Here is a 23,556-nt window from a genome sequence, read left to right on the forward strand (position 1 = left end):
TTCCAACGTTTAATCGGCCGGTTCGGATTTCTGCAGCACGCCGGCGGTCTCCTCGTTGAGCGCCTGGCCCACGCGCCGTGGCGTGCTGAGCGGCGTCGGGATGGGGGTGCCGATATTGCCTTTGAGGAAACGCCGCCCGGCGCGTATGCCTTCGGCCTGTTGAAGCTCGAAACGGGCAGCATCGCGGCGGCGGACGTCCTCGACTACCTCGGCGACCTCTTCCGGATCGACGCCGAGAGCTTCCAGTGTCGAGCCGCCGAAGACAAGCGCCGATTCGAACGTCTCGCGGAGCTGATAGTCGACGCCGGCACGAATGAGCTGCAACGCCGTGCCGCGGTCGAAAGCCCGCGCCAGCACCGTCAGCAACGGAAACTCCGCCTTGATGAGCTCGGCGATGCGCACGGCGGCATCGGGCTTGTCAACGCAGATCAGCACGGCGCGTGCGCGCCCGGCTCCCGCGGCACGCAGGATGTCCAGCCGCGTGCCGTCGCCGTAATAGACCTTGAAGCCGAAATCGGCCGCCGCCTGGATCATTTCGACCTCATTGTCGATGATCGATACGTCGATCCCGCGCAACAAAAGCGGCTGGCTGGCGATCTGGCCGAACCGGCCAAAGCCGATGATCAGCACGCTGCCGGTCAGGCCGTTGGCGACATCGACGCCTTCAAGCGACTGCTCGTCGCGCGGCGTCAGATACCGCAGGGCTATGATTGCCAACGGCGTCAGCACCATGGAAATGATGACGATGGCGGTTAGCATCGCATTGGCCTGGCTATCGATGATCCCGACTGCCGCTGCTGCGGAATAGAGGACGAAGGCGAATTCGCCGCCTTGCGCCATGAAGACCGCGCGCTCGAGCCCTTCCCGGTGGCCGGTTTTGAGAATGCGGGCGACGATATAGATGCCGATCGCCTTCATCATCATGTAGGCGACGACATAGATGGCAATGAGCTGCCAGTTGACGACGACCACATGCAGGTCGAGCGACATGCCGACGGCGAGGAAGAACAGTCCGAGCAGAATGCCGCGGAACGGTTCGATGTCGGCCTCCAGCTGGTGGCGGAAGGTCGATTCCGACAAAAGCACGCCGGCCAGGAAGGCGCCCATCGCCATCGACAGGCCGGAAAGCTGCATGGCGAGCGCCGATCCGAGAACGACCAGAAGGGCGGCTGCGGTCATCACCTCGCGGGCGCGCGCATCCGCCAGGATACGGAAGAACGGATTGAGCAGATAGCGTCCTGCAAGCACCAGCCCGACGATCGCGGCAAGGCCGATGCCGACCTCCGTCAACCGATCCGACAGGCTCATATCGGCGCCGCCCGGCGCGAGGAAGGCGATCAGCGCCAGCAGCGGCACGATGGCCAGGTCTTCCAAAAGCAGGACCGAAACGATGCGCTGGCCCTTGGGCGTGGCCAGTTCGCCGCGTTCTTCCAGCAATTGCATGACGATGGCCGTCGAGGTGAGCACGAAACCGGCGCCGGCGACGAAGGATTGCGCGATAGGAAAAGCTCCCGCCAGCCCGACGCCGGTCAGCAGGACCGCGCAGACGCCGACCTGCAGCGCGCCAAGCCCGAAAATCTCGCGGCGCATGCCCCATAGCCGTGACGGCTGCATCTCCAGCCCGATGATGAACAGAAACATGACGACGCCGAGTTCGGCGACATGAAGAATGGCTTCCGATTCGGAAAAGATGCGCAGCCCGAACGGACCGATCACGACGCCGGCCGTCAAATAGCCGAGGATGGAGCCAAGTCCGATGCGCCTGAAGATCGGCACCGCAACGACGCCGGCGGCGAGCAGCGCCACCACCTGGATCAGATCGCCGTTCGATGCCTCTGCCGCCATGCCTGCCGTTCCGCTCTCTTGCAACAAGCGGCCAAGATAGGGGCTTCGGGGCGGATCGAACAGTGCGAATCCGGCGTGTTGTGAAGGCGATATTGCAGGCGCACTGAACAGGATAATGGGCTCCCGCGCGTTGCTTGTTCCAGCAATCCGGCGCTAAGGACGCCCGGCTTCGGCCAGTGAAGGGCGAGCGACGATCAAGTCGCGGCCCTTTTTTGAGGAGATGACTGACATGAAGAAGTTCTTGCTGCTTGCCGTTGGCATCGCGGCACTTGCCGGTTCTGCCTGTTCGAAGGCGCCGGAGTGCACGACCGAGATGCTGACCAAGAAGGCCCAGGACATGACTGCGGCACTTCAGGCTGCGATTACCAAGAATCCGGCCAAGGCAGCCGACCTCGGGGCCAAGGTCCAGGCGGTCACAACCAAATATCAGAGCGGCACGACAGCGGCTGAGGCCTGCAAGGCCTATGACGAAGTGATTGCCGCGATCAAGGACTGAGCGCCCATTTGCAAATCAAAAGAGGGCGGCGCCGTTTGGCCGCCGCCCTTCTCACGCTGAAAGTCAGTTCGGAGTTATGGAGCCGACCTCGACTGCATCGATCCGCTTCAGCTTCATGCCGATGACCGGGACCAGCTGCTGGTCGACGCGCACGGCAACGGTCACCGTCATTGAATTGTCGTCGGGGACAAGCGCCTGCATAACGCCGCGCAACTGATTGCGATTGATGGTGAAAACCACCTTGTGCGCATCGACGACATTGCCGCCGATAATGTCGAGGCCGGAGCCGGCGGCCCCGCCCATAAAGCTGCCCTTGTAGCCCTGCCGGCCCTTGTGTTCGATCGTTGCCGACATCTGCTGAGTGAACATACCGACCCGGCAGCCGCCGTCGAGCGACATGCCGACCTTGCCGTCAGGCGTCGAGCCGATGAAGCTGCAGGTGAATTTCGTGCCTTTGTATTTGCCGGCAACGATTTCTCCGGGGCCGACCCATTTGCCTTCGACCGATCGAAAGAACTGCTTGTCCGGTTCCGCCGCCGAAGCGTTTCCGGCAATGCCGACGGTTGCGACAAGCGCGAGCGCCACGGGCAGCCCGCTGGACAGAATAACGCTTTTCATCGACGACACCCGGCAACAAAGAGACTGGTTTGGACGCTTCCGACCATGGACAAGATTGGTTAATGCTTTGTCACCCCAAGGCAATAGTCACGTTCCGGAAGCGGATGTTTCTTTTTCTTTCTTTGCTGCAAAGGAGGTCAGCGCGGAGAGGAAATCGCCCAATCCGGGCCGCCTGACCGCGTAAAAGGGCAGGGGCCTTGCGGTTTCCATCGCTGCAATGCCGATGCGCGCAGTCATCATGCCGTTGACGACGCCTTCGCCGAGCTTGGCCGAGAGCCGGGCGGCAAGGCCGTGGCCGACGATCTGCTGGACGAAACTGTCGCCGACGGCGATCGACCCGGTGACCGCGAGATGGGCCAGAACGCTGCGCGCCAGGCGAAAAAAGCCAAGCGTGCCGGGGCGGCCGCCATAAAGCTCCGACAGCCGGCGAATCAACCGGCCGGCTTCGAACACGACATAAGCGACGTCGACCAGCGCGCGGGGGCTGACCGCGGTCACCAGCGAGACGCGCTTCGCCGCTTCGAGGATCATCACCCTGGCGCGGGCATCGAGCGGGCCGAGTATCTCGGTCTCGGCCAGCCGCACCAGATTGCCGCCGTCAATGATCTCGCCGCGCAATTCGGCCAGCGAGCGCCTGCCGGCCGCGGTTTCAGGCTTGGCCGAGACAAAGACCGACAACTCGTCGACCACGGCGCGGGCGGCCTTCGGATCGTCACGGGCAATCGCATCGAGCGCCCGCTTCTGCAACTTTTCGACCTCGGCAAGGCGGGCAATCGCCATGAATTCGCGCACCAGGATGATCAGAAGCGCCAGGATGGCGATCGCGGCCATAGCGGCAGCCAGCCAGCCCAGCCACTCGGCGCGCTCGAACAGGTCGCGAATCAGCTGGTCGGTCCAGAGGCCGACGGCGAGCGAAACCAGAACGCCCAGCGCGCCGAAGAACAGGCTGCCAAGCGGCGAACGTTTTCGCGGCGCAATCGCCGGCGGCGGTTCGGCAGCGACGATATCAGGCTCGTCGAAGACGTCGATCTCCGCCGGTGTGACCACGGCAAGATCCGCCGTCACGGTACGCGGCTTTCGCGCCGGCGCGGCCTCGGACGCAGCATGGTGAGCCGTCGAATCTTCCTTCTGCTGGGGCTCCGGCTCTATGCGAAAGGCCGCCGGTCTGCGGGGCGCACTCATGCGAGATGATCTCCGATCAGGAACTGCAGCGCGCGGTCGAGCCTGATATGCGGCAGCGACAGCGTCACACCCTCGGCGGTGCGCTCGAGTTTCGGCGGGCGAAAGCGCACGAAGCGGATCGCGGGGTCGTCATTGTTCTGCCGGCGGGTCGATTCGGAAACGTCGAACACCGCATCAACTTTCTCCGGCAAGTCACCGGGAAATATGGCTGTTTCGGTCTTTCCGTCAAAGGTTTCGCCATCGATTTTTTCGCCGCGCAATGGCGTGCCGATAATGACCGGCAAAGTCTCGCGGCCCTGCTTGACCGTGCCTTCCCGGGTCGCGCGCATGGCAGCCATAGCGACGACGTCGACGTCGGCGCCGGTGAAATTCGCCCGCGCCACGGCTCGGTCGGCTAGCCGCCGCACGATCGCCTGCAGCCGGTCGTGGCTTTCGTGGTGCAGATGGTCGGCCTTGGTCGCGGCCACCAATATGCGGTCGATACGCCTCGAAAACAGGTCGGTCAGGAAGTTGCCCCGGCCGGGCCGGAAACAGGACAGGATTTCGGTGACCGCGCGCTCCAGATCGGCCATCGCACCGGGGCCGGCATTCAATGCCTGCAATGCGTCGATGAGCACGATCTGGCGGTCGAGACGCGTGATGTGTTCGCGAAAGAACGGTTTGACGACATGCGTCTTGTAAGCCTCGTAGCGCCGCTCCATCATAGCCTGCAGCGATCCCGAGCGGGCGCGCCGGCCGCCCAGATTCGGCAGCGGCGCGAAGGTGAGAGCGGGCGAGCCTTCAAGATCGCCGGGCATCAGGAAGCGGCCGGGCGGCAAGGTCGAAAGCGCCCGCTCGTCGAGTTTGCAGGCCTTGAGATAGGCCGCGAAGCTCTCAGCGAGACGGCGCGCCGTCATCTCGTCGGCCTCGGCGTTGGGGTCGACCGGATTGGAGAGCGCCCGCCATTCCCGCGAAAGGTCGACACGCACCGGCAACACGGCCATCTCGAAGGCCTCACGCGAAAAATCGGCGTAGGACTTGCCGAGCAGCGGCAGGTCGAGCAGCCATTCGCCGGGATAATCGACGATGTCGACCGACAATTTGCCGGCGGAAAACATGCGGCTCCAGCCAGAGGCCGATTCGTATTCGATGGTGAGCCTCAGTTCGGAAATCGCACGCGTCGAATCCGGCCAGACGCGATCGTCGACAAGAGCCGCGATGTGATCCTCGTACTGGAAGCGTGGTACCGCGTCGTCCGGCTGCTCTTCGAGAAAAGCCCGGGCGATGCGCCCCGATTTTTGTGCCTCAAACAGCGGCAAGCGTCCGCCATGGACCAGATTGTGCACAAGGGCCGAGATGAACACCGTCTTGCCGGCGCGGGACAGCCCGGTCACGCCAAGACGCAGTGACGGAGCGAAAAGCCCGGCAGCGCGGCCTGACAACGTATCCAAGGCAATCTTCGCCTCGTCGGTAAAAGTCGTCAGCGATGATGCCAAATCTGTTCTCGCGGGCCGGTCAGGATCCGATATAGGCTTTGATGCGCGGCTTTGAAATGGCCTCAGATATCGGCAGGCGTCAGGAAGGCTTCGAGATAGCCGGTGCCTGGCGCAGCCTCGGCAAGTCTGCCGTTGAACCGGACCACCGCAAGTGCGGAGGTCGGGAAGCCGTGGTTCAGCATGGCCCGCGCGGTCTCGTCGCCGTCGCCTGAGAGCGCCATGGCGAGATCCTCAATCATCGGATTGTGGCCGATGACGAGCAAGGCATCCAGCCCGCCATTCTGCCGGATGGCAGTGAGGTACGCGGCGGCATCGTCGCTGTAGAGGGTGTCACAGAACAGCACCCGGCCCGTGTCCGTCTGGCCAGCCAAGCTTTCCAGCGTCTGGCGGGCGCGCTTGGCGCTTGAGCAAAGGGTGAGGGCCGGTGCGCATTTGCGGGAACGCATCAGCACGCCCATCGCTTCGGCATCGGCGAAGCCGGATGGATCGAGCGGGCGATCGAAGTCAGCCACGCCAGGCAGCGCCCAGCCGGCCTTCGCATGCCTCAGCAGGTAAAGTCTGGTCACCGGATCCCCGTTGTGCCGGGCACCGAACCCGTCAGCACGCCGCAGGATTTGCCATCAGAAGAGCTCCGTGCGCAATGGCAAGCACCCCTCAAGCATAGCGAATCATGTACGGATTCGGTCGTATTCTTCGCAAAAAGGGCATCGCAGATGCTGGTTTGTCCGAGACTAACAATTGCGTGAAACTGTTGTCGATTGACCTTGTGCAGCTTTCGGTCCGCGAATATATAGGCGCCAAATTTGGGGTTTGTTGGGTGAGTCGAATGAACGACATCGTTACCGCCGATTACGTGCCCTCCGAAGACGAGCCGTTCATGAACGAGCGGCAGAAATCCTACTTTCGCATGAAGCTCGTCACCTGGAAGAACGACATCTTGCGCGAAGCGCGCGAAACTCTCGAAATCCTGCAGCAGGAAAACGCCAACCACCCCGACCTCGCCGATCGCGCCTCCTCCGAAACCGACCGCGCCATCGAACTTCGCGCCCGCGATCGCCAGCGAAAACTCATCTCCAAGATCGATTCGGCCCTCCAGCGCCTTGACGAAGGCACTTACGGTTATTGCGAGGAGACGGGCGAGCCGATCGCGCTGAAGCGGCTCGACGCGCGCCCGATCGCCACCTTGTCGATCGAGGCACAGGAGCGCCATGAGCGGCGCGAGAAGGTCTACCGCGACGACTGAGTCGGTGGGTAAACAGCAGCAGCGATAAGTGTTCACAATGGCCGGTTTTCCGGCCATTTTCATTGGCCGTTCGCTATCGGCCTATCTTTTCTGATTGGACAACTCGCCGAGGAGCTTCGTCATCTCGTCGTCGAGAGAGGGCGATGCCTTCGCCACCGGCTTGCTCGGCGTTTGGCTGAAGCGTGGCTCGTCGAGGGAAACCTCCAGCTCCTTCATCAGCGCATCGTCAATCGACTCGTGCTGTGCCGGCGGCTCGTATCTTGCCGGGGAGTCCTGTCTTGCCGGCGGCGGTGCATGTCGCGAGGCATTGGCGTTGACGGATCCATAACTTGGCAACGGTGTGACGTTCGATGCCGGTTTCGGCGCCGGCGCCGGCATTATTGCCGGGATTGTCGCCGTCTGGCGGGCTCGGACGGGCGTTGCGGCTGCACTTGCCGGCTGCGGCGGCGCTTGCCTCGCCGGCGCGGCTGTGGTCTGAGCCGACCTTGCTGCCGGCTGGTGGCTGTTGTCTCCGGTCAATGCCGGGCGGCGCAGCGCCGAGAGCCTGATGTCGCGCTCGACGACGACGTCGGTCGGGCCACCGATCAAAAGCAGGTGCTCGATATCGTCGCGGCGCACCAGCACCAGCCGACGGTGACTGTCGACCGCTGTGGCGTCCATGACGGCCAGCCGCGTCTTGCGGTTCCTGCCGCCGGCGACGAATGTTCCGAACGTCAGGCTGCGGACCAGCTTGATGATGAGAAGAATGATGAGCAGAAGGACAAGTACTGCAAACGTCCATAGGATTGCTGCGGCATAACCAGGACCCGCCACGCCATCCAGCCATTGCAGCATTGGTTCCCCCAAAATCGGCTTTCGAAGAGAGGCGACACTAGACTGTTGCGGCAGGCCACCGCAAGTTGCCTTTCACGCTTCGTGAACAGCTTGAAGCACCGGGAGCCGAACGGCGTCATTTTTAGCGGACATTTGCCGCCGGGCCTTTTCCCGACCCTGAGAATATGATTCAACCGACACCGGAATTCACGAGCAGGGGGCACATGGCCAAGGAAGCGCGCGGCGATTTCTATCCGGTACCTATCGTCGACCAGAACACGCGACCGGGCGCGGTCACCCGGCTCATCGTCTTCATCGTCGTCCTGACAGGGGCAGCGATCGTCTTCGGCCTTTTCCGCGAGCGACTTGGCGATCCATTCCTGCTCGGCATGCTTGGCGTGCTGGCGATGATCGGCGTCGGCTTTCTGTTCGCCACTGCGATCGGCTTCGTGCACATCACGCCGCGCTCGACAAGCGACGAACTGTCGAAAGCCTTCGTCGATTCGATGTCGCAAGGTCTCCTGGTCACCGACACCAAAGGCCGTATCATCTACGCCAACCGGACCTATGCCGATATGACGGGTGCCGAGTCGGCCGCCGACCTCAAGACCGTCGAAGGTTTGCTTTCAGACGTTCCCGAGGCCTCGGTGACCATATACCGGCTGGCGTCCGGCCTGCGTGATGGCCAGCCTGGCGACGGCGAGTTTCGGCTCGCGCAGTCCATTCGGCCAGGCGCCGAACCGGGCGCTCGCTGGTACCGCGTTCGGGCCCGCGCCTTCAGCGTTCCCGGCCAGCGGCTGCCCATGCTTGCCTGGCAGCTTGCCGACATCTCGCAGGAACGGGCCGAGCAGGAGCGGTTCTTTCTCGACCTGCAAAAGGCGATCGATCACCTCGACCATGCGCCGGCCGGTTTCTTTTCGGCCGACCAGGAAGGCCGCGTCACCTATATCAACGCGACCCTTGCGGAGTGGCTGGGCATCGACCTGGCCAGCTTCACTCCCGGCGCCATCACGCTGCCGGAGATCGTCGCCGGCGACGGCATGGCGCTGGTCCGTTCGGTCAAGGCCGACGCTGGTACCACGCGCAATGCCGTTATCGACCTCGATCTGACGACGATGACCGGCGAGGCGCTGCCGGTGCGCTTCATGCATCGTGTCTCGGCCAGCCGAGAGGGGCTCAACGGCCCGACTCGCACCATCGTGCTCAACCGGACGCAAGGCGAGGACGCTTCGGCCGACCTCCGCGCATCGGAAATACGCTTCACGCGGTTCTTCAACTCGACGCCGATGGCGATAGCCGGCGTCGACCATGCCGGCCGCATCCTGCGCACCAATGCGCCGTTCCTGTCGCTGTTTTCCTCGGTCGTCGACCGCGATGCGGTCGATCGGCGTGTGCGGCTGGATACGGTGATCCACGAGCGCGACCGGCCGGCTTTCGCCGCGGCCTTTGAAAAGGCACGCCAGCAACAGGCTGACATCGAGCCGATCGATACGGTGCTGCCCGGCAATGAGGAGCGCCACATACGCTTCTACGTCAACGCGGTCGCAGACGGTACCGGTGGCGAGGGCGCCGAGGAATCGGCCATCGTCTATGCCGTGGAGACCACTGAGCAAAAAGCCCTCGAGGGCCAGATGGCGCAGAGCCAGAAGATGCAGGCGGTCGGCCAACTCGCCGGCGGCATCGCGCATGATTTCAACAATGTGCTGACCGCCATCATCATGGCCTCGGACCTGCTTTTGACCAACCACCGGCCGTCCGATCCGTCGTTCCCGGACATCATGAACATCAAGCAGAATGCCAACCGGGCGGCCTCGCTGGTGCGGCAGTTGCTGGCCTTCTCGCGCAAGCAGACGCTGCGGCCGGAGGTGCTCAACCTGACCGACGTGCTCGCAGATCTAAGGATGCTGCTTGCCCGGCTGGTCGGCAACGACATCAAGCTCAAAATCGACCATGGCCGCGACCTGTGGCCGGTCAGGGTCGATATCGGGCAATTCGAGCAAGTGGTGGTCAATCTGGCGGTCAATGCACGCGATGCGATGCCGGCCGGCGGCGAGCTCACCGTACGCACCCGCAACGTCAGCGCCGGAGAGTGCAAGACCTTTTCCTACCGCGAACTTACTCCGGCCGACTATGTGCTGGTCGAGGTCGAGGACAGCGGCAGCGGCATCGCGCCTGATGTGCTGAAAAAGATCTTCGAGCCCTTCTTCACGACAAAGGAGGTTGGCAAGGGAACCGGCCTCGGCCTGTCCATGGTCTATGGCATCATCAAGCAAACAGGCGGCTTCATCTTCTGCGATTCCGAAGTCGGCAAGGGATCCGTGTTCCGCATCTTCCTGCCGCGGCACATTGCGGAGGCAAGGAAGGCGGGCGAGGCTGGAGAAGTGCCGGCCGCCCCTGCCAAGATCGCCGACTCAGCCAAGGATCTGTCGGGCTCGGCCACGGTGCTGCTGGTCGAGGACGAGGACGCCGTGCGCATGGGCGGCATGCGGGCGCTGAAATCGCGCGGCTACACCGTCCACGAGGCGTCGTCGGGCGTCGAGGCGCTTGAAGTCTACGAAGCGCTCGGCGGCAAGGTCGACGTCGTGGTGTCGGACGTGGTGATGCCGGAAATGGATGGCCCGACGCTGCTTGGCGAATTGCGCAAACGGCAGCCCGACATCAAGTTTATCTTCGTGTCCGGCTATGCCGAAGACGCGTTCGCCAAGAACTTGCCGGCCGACGCGCATTTCGGCTTCTTGCCGAAGCCGTTTTCGCTCAAGCAATTGGCCACGATCGTAAAGGACATGCTGGAATCCTGACCCTTCCAACGCTCCGCTTGCGCAATGTCGTGAGACTGCCATGATTGCAGGCGAAACGGGCGACGGGTTTTGGAAGCATGCCGTGACGCCACACAACGAGGCTAGCAAAGGCGACTACGCAAGCACGGTGCTGCTGCCGGGCGACCCGCAGCGCGCTGAATGGATGGCGGAGACCTTTCTGGAAGCGTCGCGCTGCGTCAACCGCCGCCGCGGCGCGCTCGGCTTTACCGGGTTGTTTCGCGGCAAGCCTGTCAGCGTCCAGTCCACCGGCATCGGCGTCCCGTCATTCCTGGTCTACGTGCACGAGCTGCTGGATTTCTACGGTGCGAAAACGTTGATCCGCACCGGCACCTGCGGCGGCCTGACCGCCGAGATGGCGCTGCGCAGCCTGGTGATCGCACAATCGGTGCGCGGCGAAAATGCGGAGAGCGGCCAGGTTTTTGGTCTCTATCGTGCCGATGCCGGCCCCGATCCTGCATTGTTGGCCCAGGCGTTGGCCCGGGCTTCGGAACTCGGGATCGACCATCGGGCCGGGCTGACGATCTGCAGCGACATTTTTTATCATCCGCTGGGGCGCGAACGCTTTGCCGAAGCACAGGCACAGGGGGCGCTCGCCGTGGATATGGAAACCAGCGCACTCTACCGCATTGCGGCCGATTTCGGCGCCCGGGCGCTGTCGATCCTGACCGTCGTCGACAATGTGGCAACCGGCGAGCAGACCGACTATTCCGAACGCCAGGGCCTTTTCACCGATATGACCCGGCTGGCGCTCGACATGGCGGCGGAGAGCTAGGCGGCTTCTACTTCGGAGTACGGAACCTCGCCAGGTTCCGTACTTTTCAACGCTTCGTGCAGGTCGAGGCGGTAAAGGCGCCGTCTGGCTGCTTCATGATGATATCGAAGGACGGGGTGGTTCCGCTTTCCAGCGTCGCCTGCGTAAGCGAGATCGAGTTGCCGCCACTGGTGTAGCCGCCCAGCGGACCCAGCCAGGTGATCACGCCGTCTGCATCCATCTGGTAATTGTAGCTTTGCGGCGCGATGCCGAAGCTCACCGGACCGCTATAGACGTTTCCCTTGATGGTGATGTCGCCGAGGCTGAGGAACATGCCAAGCAGATAGACTTCGCAATGATAGGAGCCGTCCGGCAGCTTGCCGTCGCTGAAGCCGGCGCGCGCTACGGTCGTCGCCGCCAGCAGAAGCATGGCGGTGAAAATGCAAGAAGCTCTGAAGGCCATGGAGTCCCCCGTTAAGGGTTCGAACTTGCCTCATTTCGCTGCGGCGCTGCAATCCTCGCCAGCGCTCATATGATGCTGCTCAAAATTCGGGCATTGGCCTATATGTGAGTAAAACTTAGGCTGATACGAGTGATCTTTTCTCATTTCAAACCTGGCAGGGGAGGTTCATCTCCTGCGGCTAATACATTAACCGACTGACAGGGCTGGGAAATCTCAAACACTCCGATCTTTCGCCGGTGATTGGCACAGCCGTTGCATGGTCCTGTTCCGATGCAGTTAACCAGCTTGGGAGTTTAAAAGTATGAGGGGCAGTTTCTCGACAATAACAAAAATGTTTTCGGCCGGCGTGGTCACCGCCGGCCTGCTGATGAGCATTCCCGCCAGGGCGGCCGACGACACCATCAAGGTCGGCATCCTCCATTCGCTGTCGGGAACCATGGCGATCTCGGAGACGACGCTGAAGGACGCCATGCTGATGCTCATCGAAGAGCAGAATGCCAAGGGCGGCCTGCTCGGCAAGAAGCTCGAGGCGGTGGTCGTCGATCCGGCTTCCAACTGGCCGCTGTTCGCAGAAAAAGCGCGCGAGCTGATCTCGAAGGACAAGGTCGCCGCGGTGTTCGGCTGCTGGACCTCGGTGTCGCGCAAATCGGTGCTGCCGGTGTTCAGCGAGCTCGACAACATCCTGTTCTACCCCGTCCAGTACGAAGGCGAGGAAAGCGAGCGCAACGTGTTCTACACCGGTGCGGCGCCGAACCAGCAGGCCATTCCGGCCGTCGATTATCTGATGAGCGAGGATGGCGGTTCGGTGAAGCGCTGGGTGCTCGAAGGCACCGACTACGTCTACCCGCGCACCACCAACAAGATCCTCGAAGCCTACCTGAAGGCGAAAGGCGTTGCCGCCGAAGACATCATGGTCAACTACACGCCGTTCGGCTTCTCCGACTGGCAGACCGAAGTCTCGGCGATCAAGAAATTCGGTTCGGCCGGCAAGAAGACCGCCGTCGTCTCGACCGTCAACGGTGACGCCAATGTGCCGTTCTACAAGGAACTCGGCAACCAGGGCATCAAGGCCGAGGACATTCCGGTCATGGCCTTCTCGGTTGGTGAGGAAGAGCTTGCCGGTCTCGACACCGCGCCGCTGGTCGGCCATCTCGCCGCCTGGAATTATTTTGAGAGCGTCGACACGCCCGAGAACGCGAAGTTCATCGCCGACTGGCACAAATTCATCAAGAACGACAAGCGCACCACCAACGACCCGATGGAAGCCCATTATATCGGCTTCAACATGTGGGTGAAGGCGGTCGAGAAGGCCGGCACCACCGATCCGGACAAGGTCATCGACGCCATGGTCGGCGTCTCGGTGCCGAACCTGACCGGCGGTTATTCGACGATGATGCCGAACCATCACATCACCAAGCCGGTGCTGATCGGCGAAATCCAGGCCGACGGCCAGTTCGAAACCGTCTCGCAGACGCCGGGCCTGGTGATGGGCGACGAGTGGTCCGACTATCTGCCTGACTCCAAGGACCTGATCTCCGATTGGCGCGCGCCTCTGTCCTGCGGCAACTTCAACGTTGCCACCGGCAAATGCGGCGGCAAGGGAACCAACTGATCCTCCCGGTCTGTCCTCCCAGACCCGCAAGCCTCCGGGCAGGCTCCTCCTCCAGCCTGCCCGGAGGCGACATTCAATCTTCAAGAGCCACCAGAAACCAATGATCCTGATCCGCGCGATTGGCCTGATGCTGCTCCTTCTCCAGGGGACGCTGCTGCCGTCGAACGCCAGCGAAGCAGATCTGCGCGTGGTCATCGCCAAATTCGCCACCGCCGCCAATTTTCCGGCGATAGAAGCCGTGGTGCGGGAGCTTGCGGCTTCCGGCGATCCGGCCGTAGAACGGCCGCTTGCCGCGCTTGCGGAGGGCAGCCTTTACGTGCGCAAGGCCGATTCACTGGTCTTTGTCGGCAAGGAGAGCGGCGACGGCATCGAGCTGCTCGATGCGCTTACCGGCGAAAGATCGGGCGAAGCTGCCAAGGCCGACATCAGCAAGATCAAGGTCAACAACACGCTGCGCCGCGTCATTCGCGATGCATTGGGCACGCTGACGCTTGGCTCAAAGGATCCGGCCGTGCGCATTGCCGCCGCCGACACCATGTTCAAAACGCCCGACGCGGCAAACATCGAGCCGCTCGACACCGCCATCGCCAATGAGAGCGTGGCAAGCGTCAAGGCGCTGCTAGAACAGGCCCGCGCCGCGTCGGTTCTCGTTTCCGACAGGCCGGAGGCCGACAAACTGGCGGCAATCGCGCTCATCGGTGCGCGCAGCGACCGCGATGCGGTGTCGCTGCTCACGTCGGTCGAGGCCAGTTCCGAAGGTGCGGTGAAAGACGCGGCGACGGCTGCGATCGCCAACATCAATTCGACGCTGGCGCTGTGGGATGCCGGCCAGAACGTCTGGTACGGCATATCGCTCGGATCGGTGCTGCTGCTGGCGGCGATTGGCCTTGCCATCACCTTCGGCGTCATGGGCGTCATCAACATGGCGCATGGCGAGATGGTCATGCTCGGCGCCTACACGACCTTCGTCGTGCAGGAGGTTATCCGCAATTGCTTTCCCGGCCTGTTCGACTGGTCGCTGGTCATCGCCCTGCCGCTGGCCTTCCTGGTGGCGGCGCTCGTCGGCCTTGTCATCGAGCGCGGGCTGATCCGCTTCCTCTACGGCCGGCCGCTGGAGACACTGCTGGCGACATGGGGTGTGTCGCTGATCCTGCAGCAAGCCGTACGCACCATCTTCGGGCCGACCAACCAGGAGGTCGGCAACCCGTCCTGGATGTCCGGCTCGTTCAATATCGGCCAGCTTGCCGTGACCTGGAACCGGCTCTGGATCCTGGTATTCGCGCTCGGCGTGTTCGCTGTGCTGCTCTACGTGATGAAACGCACGCCCTGGGGGCTGCAGATGCGTGCCGTCACCGCCAATCGCCGCATGGCCGCCTCGATGGGCATCAGGACGCCTTGGGTCGATGCGCTAACGTTTGCACTCGGCTCCGGCATTGCCGGCATCGCCGGTGTCGCGCTCAGCCAGATCGACAACGTCTCGCCCAATCTCGGCCGCGGCTACATCATCGACAGCTTCATGGTCGTCGTTTTCGGCGGTGTCGGCAATCTTTGGGGCACGCTGGTCGGCGCTTTCTCGCTCGGCATCGTCAACAAGTTCCTCGAACCTTATGCCGGAGCAGTGCTCGGCAAGATCGTCGTCCTGGTGCTGATCATCCTGTTCATCCAGAAACGCCCGCGCGGTCTGTTCGCGCTAAAGGGCAGGTCGGTGGAAGCATGATCACGGGACGCTTCTTTGCCGCCGGCGCCGACCGCCGCGTCGCCATCACCATCTTCATCCTGCTGGCGGTTGCAATCGTCGTGCCGCTGCTCAATCTTGCGGTCTCGCCGACAAGTGCGTTTTACGTGCCGTCCTATATCGTCGCGCTCACCGGCAAATACCTCTGCTATGCACTGCTCGCCTTGGCGCTCGATCTCGTCTGGGGCTATTGCGGCATCCTCTCGCTCGGCCACGGCGCCTTCTTCGCACTCGGCGGCTATGCGATGGGCATGTATCTGATGCGCCAGATCGGCTCGCGCGGCGTCTACGGCAATCCGCTGCTGCCGGATTTCATGGTGTTCCTTAACTACAAGGAATTGCCATGGTTCTGGTATGGTTTCGACCATTTCTGGTTTGCCGCGGTCATGGTGCTTGCGGTGCCCGGCCTGCTCGCCTTCGTCTTCGGCTGGTTTGCCTTCCGCAGCCGCGTCACCGGCGTCTACCTGTCGATCATCACCCAGGCGATGACCTATGCGCTGCTGCTTGCCTTTTTCCGCAACGACATGGGTTTCGGCGGCAATAACGGCCTGACTGATTTCAAGGACATTTTGGGCTTCAACGTGCAGGCCGACATGACGCGCTCGGCGCTGTTCGCGGCCAGCGCCGTCATGCTGGCGTTTGCCGTCTTCGTCACCTGGGCAATCGTCGGTTCCAAGTACGGCAAGCTTCTGATGGCGGTGCGCGACGCCGAAAGCCGCACGCGCTTTCTCGGCTGGCGGGCGGAGAACGTCAAACTGTTCGCCTTCACCGTGTCGGCGGTGATGGCCGGCATCGCCGGTGCGCTTTACGTGCCGCAGGTCGGCATCATCAACCCTGGCGAATTCGAGCCGTCCAATTCGATCGAGGTGGTGGTGTGGGCGGCCGTCGGCGGGCGCGGCACCATCGTCGGGCCGATCATCGGCGCGCTTCTGGTCAATGCCGGTAAATCCTGGTTCACCGGCGTGCTGCCTGAATTCTGGCTGTTTGCGCTGGGCGGACTGTTTGTCGCCGTCACGCTGTTCCTGCCCAAGGGCATCATCGGCATGTGGGATTCCTGGCGCGGCAACGCCAAGGCGCTGCGGGCGGCCTCGGTTGCCGAAGAAGCCGGCATCGATCCCGATGCGCCGGTGCCGCCGAAAACCGACCGCTCGGCGGCGAGAAGGCCGGGCGACTGGTCGGCCTCCGGCGCCGAACCGCAGCCGGCGGAGTGATGGCCTGATGTCGAAGAGCAACACCATCCTCTATCTCGACGGCGTGTCGGTTTCCTTCGACGGGTTTCGCGCCATCAACAACCTTTCGCTGGTGCTCGACAAGGGCGAGATGCGGGCGATCATCGGCCCCAACGGCGCCGGAAAGACGACGATGATGGACATCGTCACCGGCAAGACGCGGCCCGACGCGGGTGAAGTTTTCTTCAACGGTGAGGTCGACCTAACCAAACACGACGAGGCCGAAATCGCCATGATGGGCATCGGCCGTAAATTCCAGAAGCCGACCGTCTTCGAAAGCCACACGATCGAGGACAATCTGATGCTGGCGCTGAAAGGCCCGCGCTCGATCTTCCCGGCACTGTTCCATCGTCGGTCGGCCGCGGACGTGCGGCAGATCGACGACATCCTCGGCATCATCCGGCTTGGCGACAAGCGTGACGAACTCGCCGCCAATCTGAGCCACGGCCAAAAGCAATGGCTCGAGATCGGCATGCTTCTGGCGCAGGATCCGAAGCTGCTGCTGGTCGACGAACCGGTTGCCGGCATGACCGATGCCGAGACCGAGGAAACCGCGCGGCTGCTCAGGGACATCGCGCGCGACCATTCTGTCATTGTCGTCGAGCACGACATGCATTTCGTGCGCGAGCTCGGCGTCAAGGTCACCTGCCTGCACGAAGGCTCGGTGCTTTCCGAGGGCAGTCTCGACTTCGTTTCGGCCGACGAGCGCGTCGTCGAAGTCTATCTGGGGAGATGAACATGGTCTGGCGCGTTCCGTTCCATCATTTCGACCTTTCGTTCTTCACGCGTTGGAGAAAGCGCTGACCATGCTCGAAGTCTCCAATGCCACGCTGCACTACGGCGCTGCCCAGGCGCTGCGCGGCGTCTCGCTGAAGGCCGGCGCCGGCAAGATCACCTGCGTGCTCGGCCGCAACGGCGTCGGCAAGACCAGTTTGATGAGATCGATCGTCGGCCATCACCGGCTGACGAGCGGAAGCGTTGCCTTCGAGGGGAAGGCGCTCGACCGGAGCGCGGCGTATGATCGCGCCCGGTCGGGCATCGCATTCGTGCCGCAGGGCAGGGAGATATTTCCGCTGCTTACGGTGCGGGAAAATCTCGAATCCGGTTTTGCGCCGTTGAAGCGCGCCGATCGCAACATTCCCGCTCACGTCTTCGAATTGTTTCCGGTGCTGAAGCAGATGCTCGCGCGCCGCGGCGGCGATCTTTCCGGCGGCCAGCAGCAGCAGCTTGCCATCGGCAGGGCGCTGGTGATGCGGCCGAAGCTGCTGGTGCTCGACGAGCCGACCGAAGGCATCCAGCCGTCGATCATCAAGGACATCGGCCGCGCCGTCCGCTATCTGCGCGACCAGGCCGGCATTGCGGTGCTTTTGGTCGAACAATATCTCGATTTCTGCCGGGAATTGGCCGACGAGGTCAATATCATGGACCGCGGCCAGATCGTCCATACCGGCCCCGCCGAGGATCTCGACCGGGCGGACGTCCGCAAATTCCTGACTGTCTGAATTCTTATTGATTCCATTGGTTTGCAACTCTGGCGCGCCGAAGATTGCGTGCTAGATTTTGCTTGGCCTTGGTGAGTCGGCCGCTTTCCGTACCAGTTCCAATTTGGCAGATCAGGGGAAGGCGCGGGCCGCGCCGGCACGCTTGCGCGCAAGCCGTTCCCTTCCAGCGATCTGTTGTCGTCCAACATTTCGGGTGCTTGGGAGCCAGGGCTAGACGATGGAGCGCTATGTCGAGGACTACCAGAAACGACGGCTCACGGAGCGCGTCGATATCCTAACAGCCATCAACATTCTGAAATCGCAGGGGTATGACCACGACGAACTCATCGCGGAGATCACCAAGGTCTTCTATGTCGACCTCGATGCTTTCAACGAGATCGTCAGGGTTGATCGGCGTCCGGACGAACGCGCCGCATAGCCGGTAGTTTAGGACCAAGCCAGGCGGACCACCGACAGCGGGGGCGTCAGCCTGCGACCCGCTTCATCAGCGCGATGGCGCCGAATGGAGCGCGGACCTTGCCCTCGGTGATGAAGTAGACGAACACATCGCGTGGCTTGACCGGCGCGTCGGTTGAAGGATCGGCGCGCGACAGGTCGGCCGGCACCTTGCCTTCCGCCCAGGTTTTTGCGCGCGCCGCCCATTCGTCGAGCGCTTTTGGCGTATAGCAATCGGGATTGTCGTCGCTGCCGGTCTGCAGCCGCGCATAGATGAAATCGCCGGTAACGTCGGCAATCCCCGGATATTTGGCGTGGTCGGCATAGACGATGGCGGCCTTGTGCTTTCGCGCCAAGGCGGCGAACTCCGGCACGATGAAGCTGTCGTTGCGCACCTCGACCGCGTGGCGCAGCGCAACGCCGTCCTGCTTTTCCGGCAACAGCTTGAGGAAGGCCTCGAAATCGTCCGGGTCGAATTTCTTGGTCGGCGCGAACTGCCACAGGATCGGCCCGAGCTTGTCGCCAAGTGCCGCGACGCCCGACCCGAGGAAGCGCATGATCGATTCCCCGGCCTCGCCGAGCACGCGGCGGTTGGTGACGAAGCGGTTGCCCTTCAGCGAATAGACGAAACCATCCGGCGCCTCGTTGGCCCATTTGACGAAGGTCGGCTCCTTGAAGCTCGAATAATAGGTGCCGTTGACCTCGATAGTGAGCACCTGCCGGCTGGCATAATGCAGTTGCTTGGCCTTCGACAATTTGTCCGGGTAGAAGGACGTGTCCCACGGCTCGAAGGTCCAGCCGCCCATGCCGGCGCGGATTGTTCCTGATTGAGTCATGGTCGTCCTCCCGGTTTGCAGAAAAGGATCACGCGATGGCGGTCGTCTCGACGGCTTTCGCCATGTCGACGACCGTCCATCCTGGCCGATATGGATTGGGCCGGCGACCCGTTTCGCGAAAGCCGTAGGCCTTATACAACGAAACGTTCCGTTCCATTCTGGCATTGGTGTAGAGTCGGATTTCCGGCAAGCTCCACAAGCGCGTCTGTCGCTCGGCCCAGTTGAGCAGCCCGATGCCGAAACCCTTGCCCTGAAAGGCGGGCGCAACGGCGACGCTGAAGATCATTGTATGGTCCGCATGTCGTTCGAGAACGATCAAGCCGGCCGGCTGTCCGTCCTGCTCCGAAAGCCAGACCTCGCCGCGTTCTATGCGCGGCGCATAGTCCTCGGTGACCGGGATCGGCGGTGCGCCGAGCAGGGCAGTGTAGGGCGCGTAGGCGTCGGTGGTGAGCGAGATCACCATGGGGAGATCATCGGCCCGAGCGGCTCTCATGATCAAAACTGGCCCGCGCCGGCAGCGGCCGCAATCACCTTGTCCATGCCGGCCGCTATCGCGGCGACGGCATTGCGACTGGCGTCGCCCAAGCCGTGGCGCTCGGCGAGCCAGTGCGCGTCATTGTAAGAGAGCCAGACCTTGCCTTGCTCGTCCTCCCAGGCCAGTGCCTTGACCGGCAGATCGATGCCGGCAAGCTGCCGGTCCTGCATCAGCGGCGTGCCGCCTTTCGGGTTGCCAAAAATCAGAAGCTGGGTCGGACGCAGGGAAGCTTCGACACTGCGCGCACCGGCGGCGTGGTCAATGCGGGCGAAGACCAGCAATCCTGCACGTTCCACAGTCCCGACCAGGCGATCGATCGTTTCGGCCACGCCGAAGCGGCTTTGGAGCGTGATGAGACCGTTCTTTACCATCACTCCGCCGCTTCGCGCTTGCCTCCGGGGCGCCGCTCCAGCAATTCCCTCAGGAACTGCCCGGTATAGCTGCGTTTTTCGCGAACGATCTCCTCAGGCGTGCCGGACGCTACCAGCTCGCCGCCGCCGTCACCACCTTCGGGGCCGAGATCGAGCACCCAGTCAGCGGTCTTGATCACCTCTAGATTGTGCTCGATGACGATGACCGTGTTGCCCTGGTCGACCAACTCGTGCAGCACTTCAAGCAGCTTGGCGACGTCGTGGAAATGCAGGCCGGTGGTTGGCTCATCGAGAATGTAGAGCGTCTTGCCGGTCGCCTTGCGCGACAGTTCCTTGGCAAGCTTGATGCGCTGCGCCTCGCCGCCCGATAAAGTCGTTGCCTGCTGGCCAACATGGATGTAGCCGAGGCCGACCCGTTTCAGCGTCTCCAGCTTGTCGCGCACACCGGGCACGGCGGCGAAGAAATCGACGCCTTCCTCGACCGTCATGTCGAGAACGTCGGCGATTGATTTGCCCTTGAACAGGACGTCGAGCGTCTCGCGGTTGTAGCGCTTGCCGTGGCAGACGTCGCAGGTGACGTAGACGTCGGGCAGGAAGTGCATCTCGATTTTGATGACGCCGTCGCCCTGGCAGGCCTCGCAGCGGCCGCCCTTGACGTTGAACGAGAAGCGGCCCGGCTGGTAGCCGCGCGCCTTGGCCTCCGGCAGGCCGGCGAACCAGTCGCGGATCGGCGTGAAGGCGCCGGTATAGGTGGCAGGGTTGGAGCGCGGGGTGCGCCCGATCGGCGACTGGTCGATATCGATGACCTTGTCGAGGAATTCCAGCCCCTCGATTCGGTCATGCTCGGCCGGATGCTCGCGCGAGCCCATGATGCGGCGCGACGCCGCCTTGAACAGGGTCTCGATCAGGAAGGTCGACTTGCCGCCGCCGGATACGCCGGTGACGGCGGTAAAGGTGCCGAGCGGGATTTCGGCGGTGACGTTCTTCAGGTTGTTGCCGCGCGCGCCGACGACCTTCAGCCGGCGGTTCTTCTTGGCCTCGCGCCGAACCGCCGGCGTCGCCACTTCGAGCTCGCCCGACAGATACTTGCCGGTGATCGAGGCGGGGGTCGCCATGATCTGCTGCGGCGTGCCCTGCGCGATGATGTGGCCGCCATGGATGCCGGCCGCCGGGCCGATATCGACGACGTAGTCGGCATGCAGGATGGCGTCCTCGTCATGCTCGACGACGATGACCGTGTTGCCGATGTCGCGCAGATGCTTCAGCGTGTCGAGCAGGCGGGCATTGTCGCGCTGGTGCAGGCCGATCGACGGCTCGTCGAGCACATAGAGCACGCCGGTCAGGCCGGAGCCGATCTGCGAAGCCAGCCGGATGCGCTGGCTCTCGCCGCCCGACAACGTGCCGGAGTTGCGCGACAGCGTCAGATAGTCGAGACCGACATCGTTGAGGAAGCGCAGCCGCTCGCGGATTTCCTTGAGCACGCGCACCGCGATCTCATTCTGCTTGTCGTTGAGCGATGCAGGCAGGTCGGTGAACCACTGGTCGGCCTTGCGGATCGACAGCTCGGTGACCTCGCCAATGTGCTTGCCGGCGATTTTGACCGCGAGCGCCTCGGGCTTCAGCCGATAGCCGCGGCAGGCCGGGCAGGGCGTGGCCGACATGAAGCGCTCGATCTCCTCGCGCATCCAGGCGGATTCCGTTTCCTTCCAGCGGCGCTCGAGGTTGGGGATGACGCCCTCGAAGGTTTTCGTCGTCTTGTAGGAGCGCAGGCCGTCATCGTAATGGAAGGTGATTTCGCGCTCGCCGGTGCCGTGCAGGACGGCTTGCTTTGCCTCCTCGCTCAAATCCTTGAACTTGTCGCCGAGCTTGAAGCCATAGGCAACGCCCAGCGCTTCCAGCGTCTGCGCATAGTAGGGCGAACTCGACTTCGCCCAAGGGCTGACGGCGCCGGCCCGCAGCGAGACATTCTCGTCGGGCACGACCAGGCTGGCATCAATGGCGCGTTGGCTGCCGAGCCCGTCGCAGGTCGGGCAGGCGCCGAACGGATTGTTGAAGGAGAATAGCCTGGGCTCGATCTCGGGAATGGTGAAGCCGGATACCGGGCAGGCGAACTTTTCCGAGAACAGCATGCGTTCATGCGTCTCGTTCTTCGATTTGTTGACCGAATCCTCGCCGGTCTGGCTGGCGTCGAGCGGCTTGTCGGCAAATTCCGCCACCGCCAGCCCGTCGGCCAGCTTCAGCGCGGTCTCGATGGAATCGGCGAGCCGCGTCGCCAGATCGCCGCGCACGACGATGCGGTCGACGACGACGTCGATGTCGTGCTTGTACTTCTTGTCCAGCGCCGGCACGTCGGCGATCTCATAGAAGACGCCATCGACCTTGACGCGCTGAAAACCCTTCTTCTGCAGCTCCAGCAGCTCCTTGCGGTACTCGCCTTTGCGGCCGCGCACCATCGGCGCCAGGATGAACAGCCGGGTGCCTTCCACGACTGCAAGCACCCGGTCGACCATCTGCGAGACCGTCTGGCTCTCGATCGGCAGGCCGGTGGCCGGCGAATAGGGTACACCGACGCGGGCGAACAAAAGCCGCATATAATCGTAGATCTCGGTGACGGTGCCGACCGTCGAACGTGGGTTCTTCGAGGTGGTCTTCTGCTCGATGGAGATGGCTGGCGACAGGCCGTCGATCTGGTCGACGTCCGGCTTCTGCATCATTTCGAGGAATTGCCGTGCATAGGCCGAAAGGCTCTCGACATAGCGGCGCTGGCCCTCGGCGTAGATGGTGTCGAAGGCAAGCGACGACTTGCCCGACCCCGACAGGCCGGTCATGACGATCAGGCTGTCACGCGGCAGGTCGAGATCGACATTCTTCAGATTGTGTTCGCGTGCCCCGCGAATGGAGAGATATTTATGGTCGGCCATCGCCGGTCGCCGCCTCAGAATCTGGAATTCGTGGGATGGGCGGGTTTTCCCGACCACCCCCTATGTAGGCAATTTCGCCGCCTTTTCGAGAGACGCCACAACTCTCGACCAAAGCGTTTAACCGCCTTTCGCGCGAACGGGCAAGCGGAAAGAACAAAGGCCGAACACGCTCCTGACAAAAGCTGCCCGTGGGGCCGGCTTCCCAAAACGTCTCGCGATCACATTTTTCGGTAATCGGCTATTCAAGGTTGACGTCCCTGCACCGTGGGGGCAGACTCCAGACGTCAACGAAGCCGGCCGTCTTTCGATGGCCTCGCGGCCTGGGGCTAGCCTGCGAGACGCCGCGGGTTATGCGATGAGCGCTTCGACGACGACAGTCGCAACCAACAGAAGGAGAGCAGAGGCATGACTCCACCGGATTGTTCGTTGAGGCTCCACGTGTCGCTGGAGCCGCGGCAGGTATAAGTGGCCAGGGTCAGGCGTTTTCGCTGCCCGCCAAACGGACCTGCTGATCCCCATAAAATCAGAGACTGCTAGTCGGATCGTCGGCTGAATGCCGCGAAGCATCCGAAATAAAATGCCGGCAGTACACTCCCGGCAATTTGGATTTCAGATCCAAGAAGCCCCGTCAGTTGCAAACGCAATGGCGGGGCTGTTCGTTTGAAGCGCAATATT

General features: G+C 62.8%; 21 protein-coding genes. 10 read left to right on the top strand and 11 right to left on the bottom strand.

Translation table 11 applies throughout. The features are described 5' to 3' along the window. Positions 1-9 precede the first annotated feature (9 nt). Complete coding sequence (locus NKI70_RS20255; protein WP_352697728.1) at positions 10-1,845, bottom strand: monovalent cation:proton antiporter-2 (CPA2) family protein; 1,836 nt, start codon at positions 1,843-1,845, stop codon at positions 10-12. Positions 1,846-2,074: 229 nt separating this feature from the next. Between NKI70_RS20255 and NKI70_RS20260 the strand changes: the two genes are divergently transcribed. Continuing rightward, a complete protein-coding gene (locus tag NKI70_RS20260; protein WP_352697726.1) occupies positions 2,075-2,341 on the top strand; it encodes a hypothetical protein in 267 nt (88 codons plus the stop codon). Positions 2,342-2,404: 63 nt separating this feature from the next. Here NKI70_RS20260 and NKI70_RS20265 read toward each other — a convergent pair whose 3' ends face one another. The 4 genes from NKI70_RS20265 to NKI70_RS20280 all read right to left on the bottom strand — a co-directional run bounded on the left by NKI70_RS20265 (position 2,405) and on the right by NKI70_RS20280 (position 6,182). Continuing rightward, positions 2,405-2,959: a hypothetical protein gene (locus NKI70_RS20265; protein WP_352697724.1), complete on the bottom strand. Its 555-nt coding sequence runs from the start codon at positions 2,957-2,959 to the stop codon at positions 2,405-2,407. 87 nt (positions 2,960-3,046) lie between these two features. Next, entirely contained in the window at positions 3,047-4,141 is a 1,095-nt protein-coding gene (locus NKI70_RS20270) for a YcjF family protein (protein WP_352448741.1), read from the bottom strand. Then, complete coding sequence (locus NKI70_RS20275; protein WP_352697722.1) at positions 4,138-5,616, bottom strand: YcjX family GTP-binding protein; 1,479 nt, start codon at positions 5,614-5,616, stop codon at positions 4,138-4,140. Before NKI70_RS20275 ends, NKI70_RS20270 begins: the two co-directional genes overlap by 4 nt. Positions 5,617-5,678: 62 nt before the next feature. After that, positions 5,679-6,182, bottom strand: coding sequence for a SixA phosphatase family protein (locus tag NKI70_RS20280; protein ID WP_352697720.1), 504 nt, complete (start codon positions 6,180-6,182; stop codon positions 5,679-5,681). A 260-nt stretch (positions 6,183-6,442) separates the two neighbouring features. Between NKI70_RS20280 and dksA the strand changes: the two genes are divergently transcribed. Continuing rightward, the gene (gene dksA / locus NKI70_RS20285) at positions 6,443-6,859 is read left to right on the top strand and encodes an RNA polymerase-binding protein DksA (protein WP_023674847.1); all 417 of its coding nucleotides are present in this window, start codon (positions 6,443-6,445) and stop codon (positions 6,857-6,859) included. 81 nt (positions 6,860-6,940) lie between these two features. Here the strand turns inward: dksA and NKI70_RS20290 are convergent, their stop codons facing one another. After that, complete coding sequence (locus tag NKI70_RS20290; protein ID WP_352697718.1) at positions 6,941-7,693, bottom strand: hypothetical protein; 753 nt, start codon at positions 7,691-7,693, stop codon at positions 6,941-6,943. 203 nt (positions 7,694-7,896) lie between these two features. Here NKI70_RS20290 and cckA point away from each other — a divergent pair, with 203 nt between their 5' ends. Further along, positions 7,897-10,470 (top strand): cell cycle histidine kinase CckA, encoded by a 2,574-nt coding sequence (cckA, locus tag NKI70_RS20295; protein WP_023674849.1) that lies wholly within the window; start codon positions 7,897-7,899, stop codon positions 10,468-10,470. A gap of 82 nt (positions 10,471-10,552) precedes the next feature. Then, on the top strand, positions 10,553-11,263 hold the full coding sequence (locus NKI70_RS20300) for a purine-nucleoside phosphorylase (protein WP_023674850.1): 711 nt from the start codon (positions 10,553-10,555) through the stop codon (positions 11,261-11,263). A 46-nt stretch (positions 11,264-11,309) separates the two neighbouring features. Here the strand turns inward: NKI70_RS20300 and NKI70_RS20305 are convergent, their stop codons facing one another. Next, positions 11,310-11,705, bottom strand: coding sequence for a hypothetical protein (locus tag NKI70_RS20305; RefSeq protein WP_023674851.1), 396 nt, complete (start codon positions 11,703-11,705; stop codon positions 11,310-11,312). A 301-nt stretch (positions 11,706-12,006) separates the two neighbouring features. Here NKI70_RS20305 and urtA point away from each other — a divergent pair, with 301 nt between their 5' ends. From urtA to NKI70_RS20335, 6 genes are all read left to right on the top strand, one after another. After that, the gene (gene urtA / locus NKI70_RS20310) at positions 12,007-13,317 is read left to right on the top strand and encodes an urea ABC transporter substrate-binding protein (RefSeq protein WP_023674852.1); all 1,311 of its coding nucleotides are present in this window, start codon (positions 12,007-12,009) and stop codon (positions 13,315-13,317) included. 100 nt (positions 13,318-13,417) lie between these two features. Further along, positions 13,418-15,034 carry an urea ABC transporter permease subunit UrtB gene (gene urtB, locus NKI70_RS20315; protein WP_352697716.1) on the top strand — a complete coding sequence of 539 codons (1,617 nt, stop codon included), beginning with the start codon at positions 13,418-13,420 and terminating at the stop codon, positions 15,032-15,034. Next, entirely contained in the window at positions 15,031-16,263 is a 1,233-nt protein-coding gene (gene urtC, locus NKI70_RS20320; RefSeq protein ID WP_023674854.1) for an urea ABC transporter permease subunit UrtC, read from the top strand. Before urtB ends, urtC begins: the two co-directional genes overlap by 4 nt. Positions 16,264-16,270: 7 nt before the next feature. Continuing rightward, entirely contained in the window at positions 16,271-17,017 is a 747-nt protein-coding gene (gene urtD / locus NKI70_RS20325) for an urea ABC transporter ATP-binding protein UrtD (RefSeq protein WP_023674855.1), read from the top strand. Positions 17,018-17,087: 70 nt separating this feature from the next. Further along, positions 17,088-17,783, top strand: coding sequence for an urea ABC transporter ATP-binding subunit UrtE (urtE, locus tag NKI70_RS20330; RefSeq protein ID WP_023674856.1), 696 nt, complete (start codon positions 17,088-17,090; stop codon positions 17,781-17,783). Between the two features lie 217 nt (positions 17,784-18,000). After that, on the top strand, positions 18,001-18,201 hold the full coding sequence (locus NKI70_RS20335; protein WP_023674857.1) for a hypothetical protein: 201 nt from the start codon (positions 18,001-18,003) through the stop codon (positions 18,199-18,201). 46 nt (positions 18,202-18,247) lie between these two features. On the opposite strand, the gene NKI70_RS20340 is transcribed toward NKI70_RS20335, so the two are convergent. Genes NKI70_RS20340 through uvrA form a run of 4 tightly spaced genes read right to left on the bottom strand, consistent with a single transcriptional unit; the run spans position 18,248 to position 22,881 of the window. After that, the gene (locus NKI70_RS20340; protein ID WP_023674858.1) at positions 18,248-19,054 is read right to left on the bottom strand and encodes a DUF72 domain-containing protein; all 807 of its coding nucleotides are present in this window, start codon (positions 19,052-19,054) and stop codon (positions 18,248-18,250) included. A gap of 28 nt (positions 19,055-19,082) precedes the next feature. Continuing rightward, positions 19,083-19,553, bottom strand: a complete 471-nt coding sequence (locus NKI70_RS20345) for a GNAT family N-acetyltransferase (RefSeq protein WP_023674859.1) — start codon at positions 19,551-19,553, stop codon at positions 19,083-19,085. Continuing rightward, positions 19,550-19,960: a DUF302 domain-containing protein gene (locus NKI70_RS20350; protein ID WP_023674860.1), complete on the bottom strand. Its 411-nt coding sequence runs from the start codon at positions 19,958-19,960 to the stop codon at positions 19,550-19,552. The genes NKI70_RS20345 and NKI70_RS20350 overlap by 4 nt, the downstream gene beginning before the upstream one ends. After that, a complete protein-coding gene (gene uvrA, locus NKI70_RS20355) occupies positions 19,960-22,881 on the bottom strand; it encodes an excinuclease ABC subunit UvrA (protein ID WP_352697713.1) in 2,922 nt (973 codons plus the stop codon). The genes NKI70_RS20350 and uvrA overlap by 1 nt, the downstream gene beginning before the upstream one ends. Between the last annotated feature and the right edge of the window lie 675 nt (positions 22,882-23,556).

It is taken from the genome of Mesorhizobium sp. M0500 (genome assembly GCF_040321165.1).
Classification (GTDB): Bacteria; Pseudomonadota; Alphaproteobacteria; order Rhizobiales; family Rhizobiaceae; genus Mesorhizobium.

Excerpts from the sequence above, each read along its gene's own strand:
- NKI70_RS20255 (WP_352697728.1), bottom strand. The coding sequence starts at position 1,845 with ATGGCGGCAGAGGCATCGAACGGCGATCTGATCCAGGTGGTGGCGCTG.
- NKI70_RS20260 (WP_352697726.1), top strand. The coding sequence starts at position 2,075 with ATGAAGAAGTTCTTGCTGCTTGCCGTTGGCATCGCGGCACTTGCCGGT.
- NKI70_RS20265 (WP_352697724.1), bottom strand. The coding sequence starts at position 2,959 with ATGAAAAGCGTTATTCTGTCCAGCGGGCTGCCCGTGGCGCTCGCGCTT.
- NKI70_RS20270 (WP_352448741.1), bottom strand. The coding sequence starts at position 4,141 with ATGAGTGCGCCCCGCAGACCGGCGGCCTTTCGCATAGAGCCGGAGCCC.
- dksA (WP_023674847.1), top strand. The coding sequence starts at position 6,443 with ATGAACGACATCGTTACCGCCGATTACGTGCCCTCCGAAGACGAGCCG.
- NKI70_RS20290 (WP_352697718.1), bottom strand. The coding sequence starts at position 7,693 with ATGCTGCAATGGCTGGATGGCGTGGCGGGTCCTGGTTATGCCGCAGCA.
- cckA (WP_023674849.1), top strand. The coding sequence starts at position 7,897 with ATGGCCAAGGAAGCGCGCGGCGATTTCTATCCGGTACCTATCGTCGAC.
- NKI70_RS20305 (WP_023674851.1), bottom strand. The coding sequence starts at position 11,705 with ATGGCCTTCAGAGCTTCTTGCATTTTCACCGCCATGCTTCTGCTGGCG.
- urtA (WP_023674852.1), top strand. The coding sequence starts at position 12,007 with ATGAGGGGCAGTTTCTCGACAATAACAAAAATGTTTTCGGCCGGCGTG.
- urtB (WP_352697716.1), top strand. The coding sequence starts at position 13,418 with ATGATCCTGATCCGCGCGATTGGCCTGATGCTGCTCCTTCTCCAGGGG.
- urtC (WP_023674854.1), top strand. The coding sequence starts at position 15,031 with ATGATCACGGGACGCTTCTTTGCCGCCGGCGCCGACCGCCGCGTCGCC.
- urtD (WP_023674855.1), top strand. The coding sequence starts at position 16,271 with ATGTCGAAGAGCAACACCATCCTCTATCTCGACGGCGTGTCGGTTTCC.
- urtE (WP_023674856.1), top strand. The coding sequence starts at position 17,088 with ATGCTCGAAGTCTCCAATGCCACGCTGCACTACGGCGCTGCCCAGGCG.
- NKI70_RS20335 (WP_023674857.1), top strand. The coding sequence starts at position 18,001 with ATGGAGCGCTATGTCGAGGACTACCAGAAACGACGGCTCACGGAGCGC.
- NKI70_RS20340 (WP_023674858.1), bottom strand. The coding sequence starts at position 19,054 with ATGACTCAATCAGGAACAATCCGCGCCGGCATGGGCGGCTGGACCTTC.
- NKI70_RS20350 (WP_023674860.1), bottom strand. The coding sequence starts at position 19,960 with ATGGTAAAGAACGGTCTCATCACGCTCCAAAGCCGCTTCGGCGTGGCC.
- uvrA (WP_352697713.1), bottom strand. The coding sequence starts at position 22,881 with ATGGCCGACCATAAATATCTCTCCATTCGCGGGGCACGCGAACACAAT.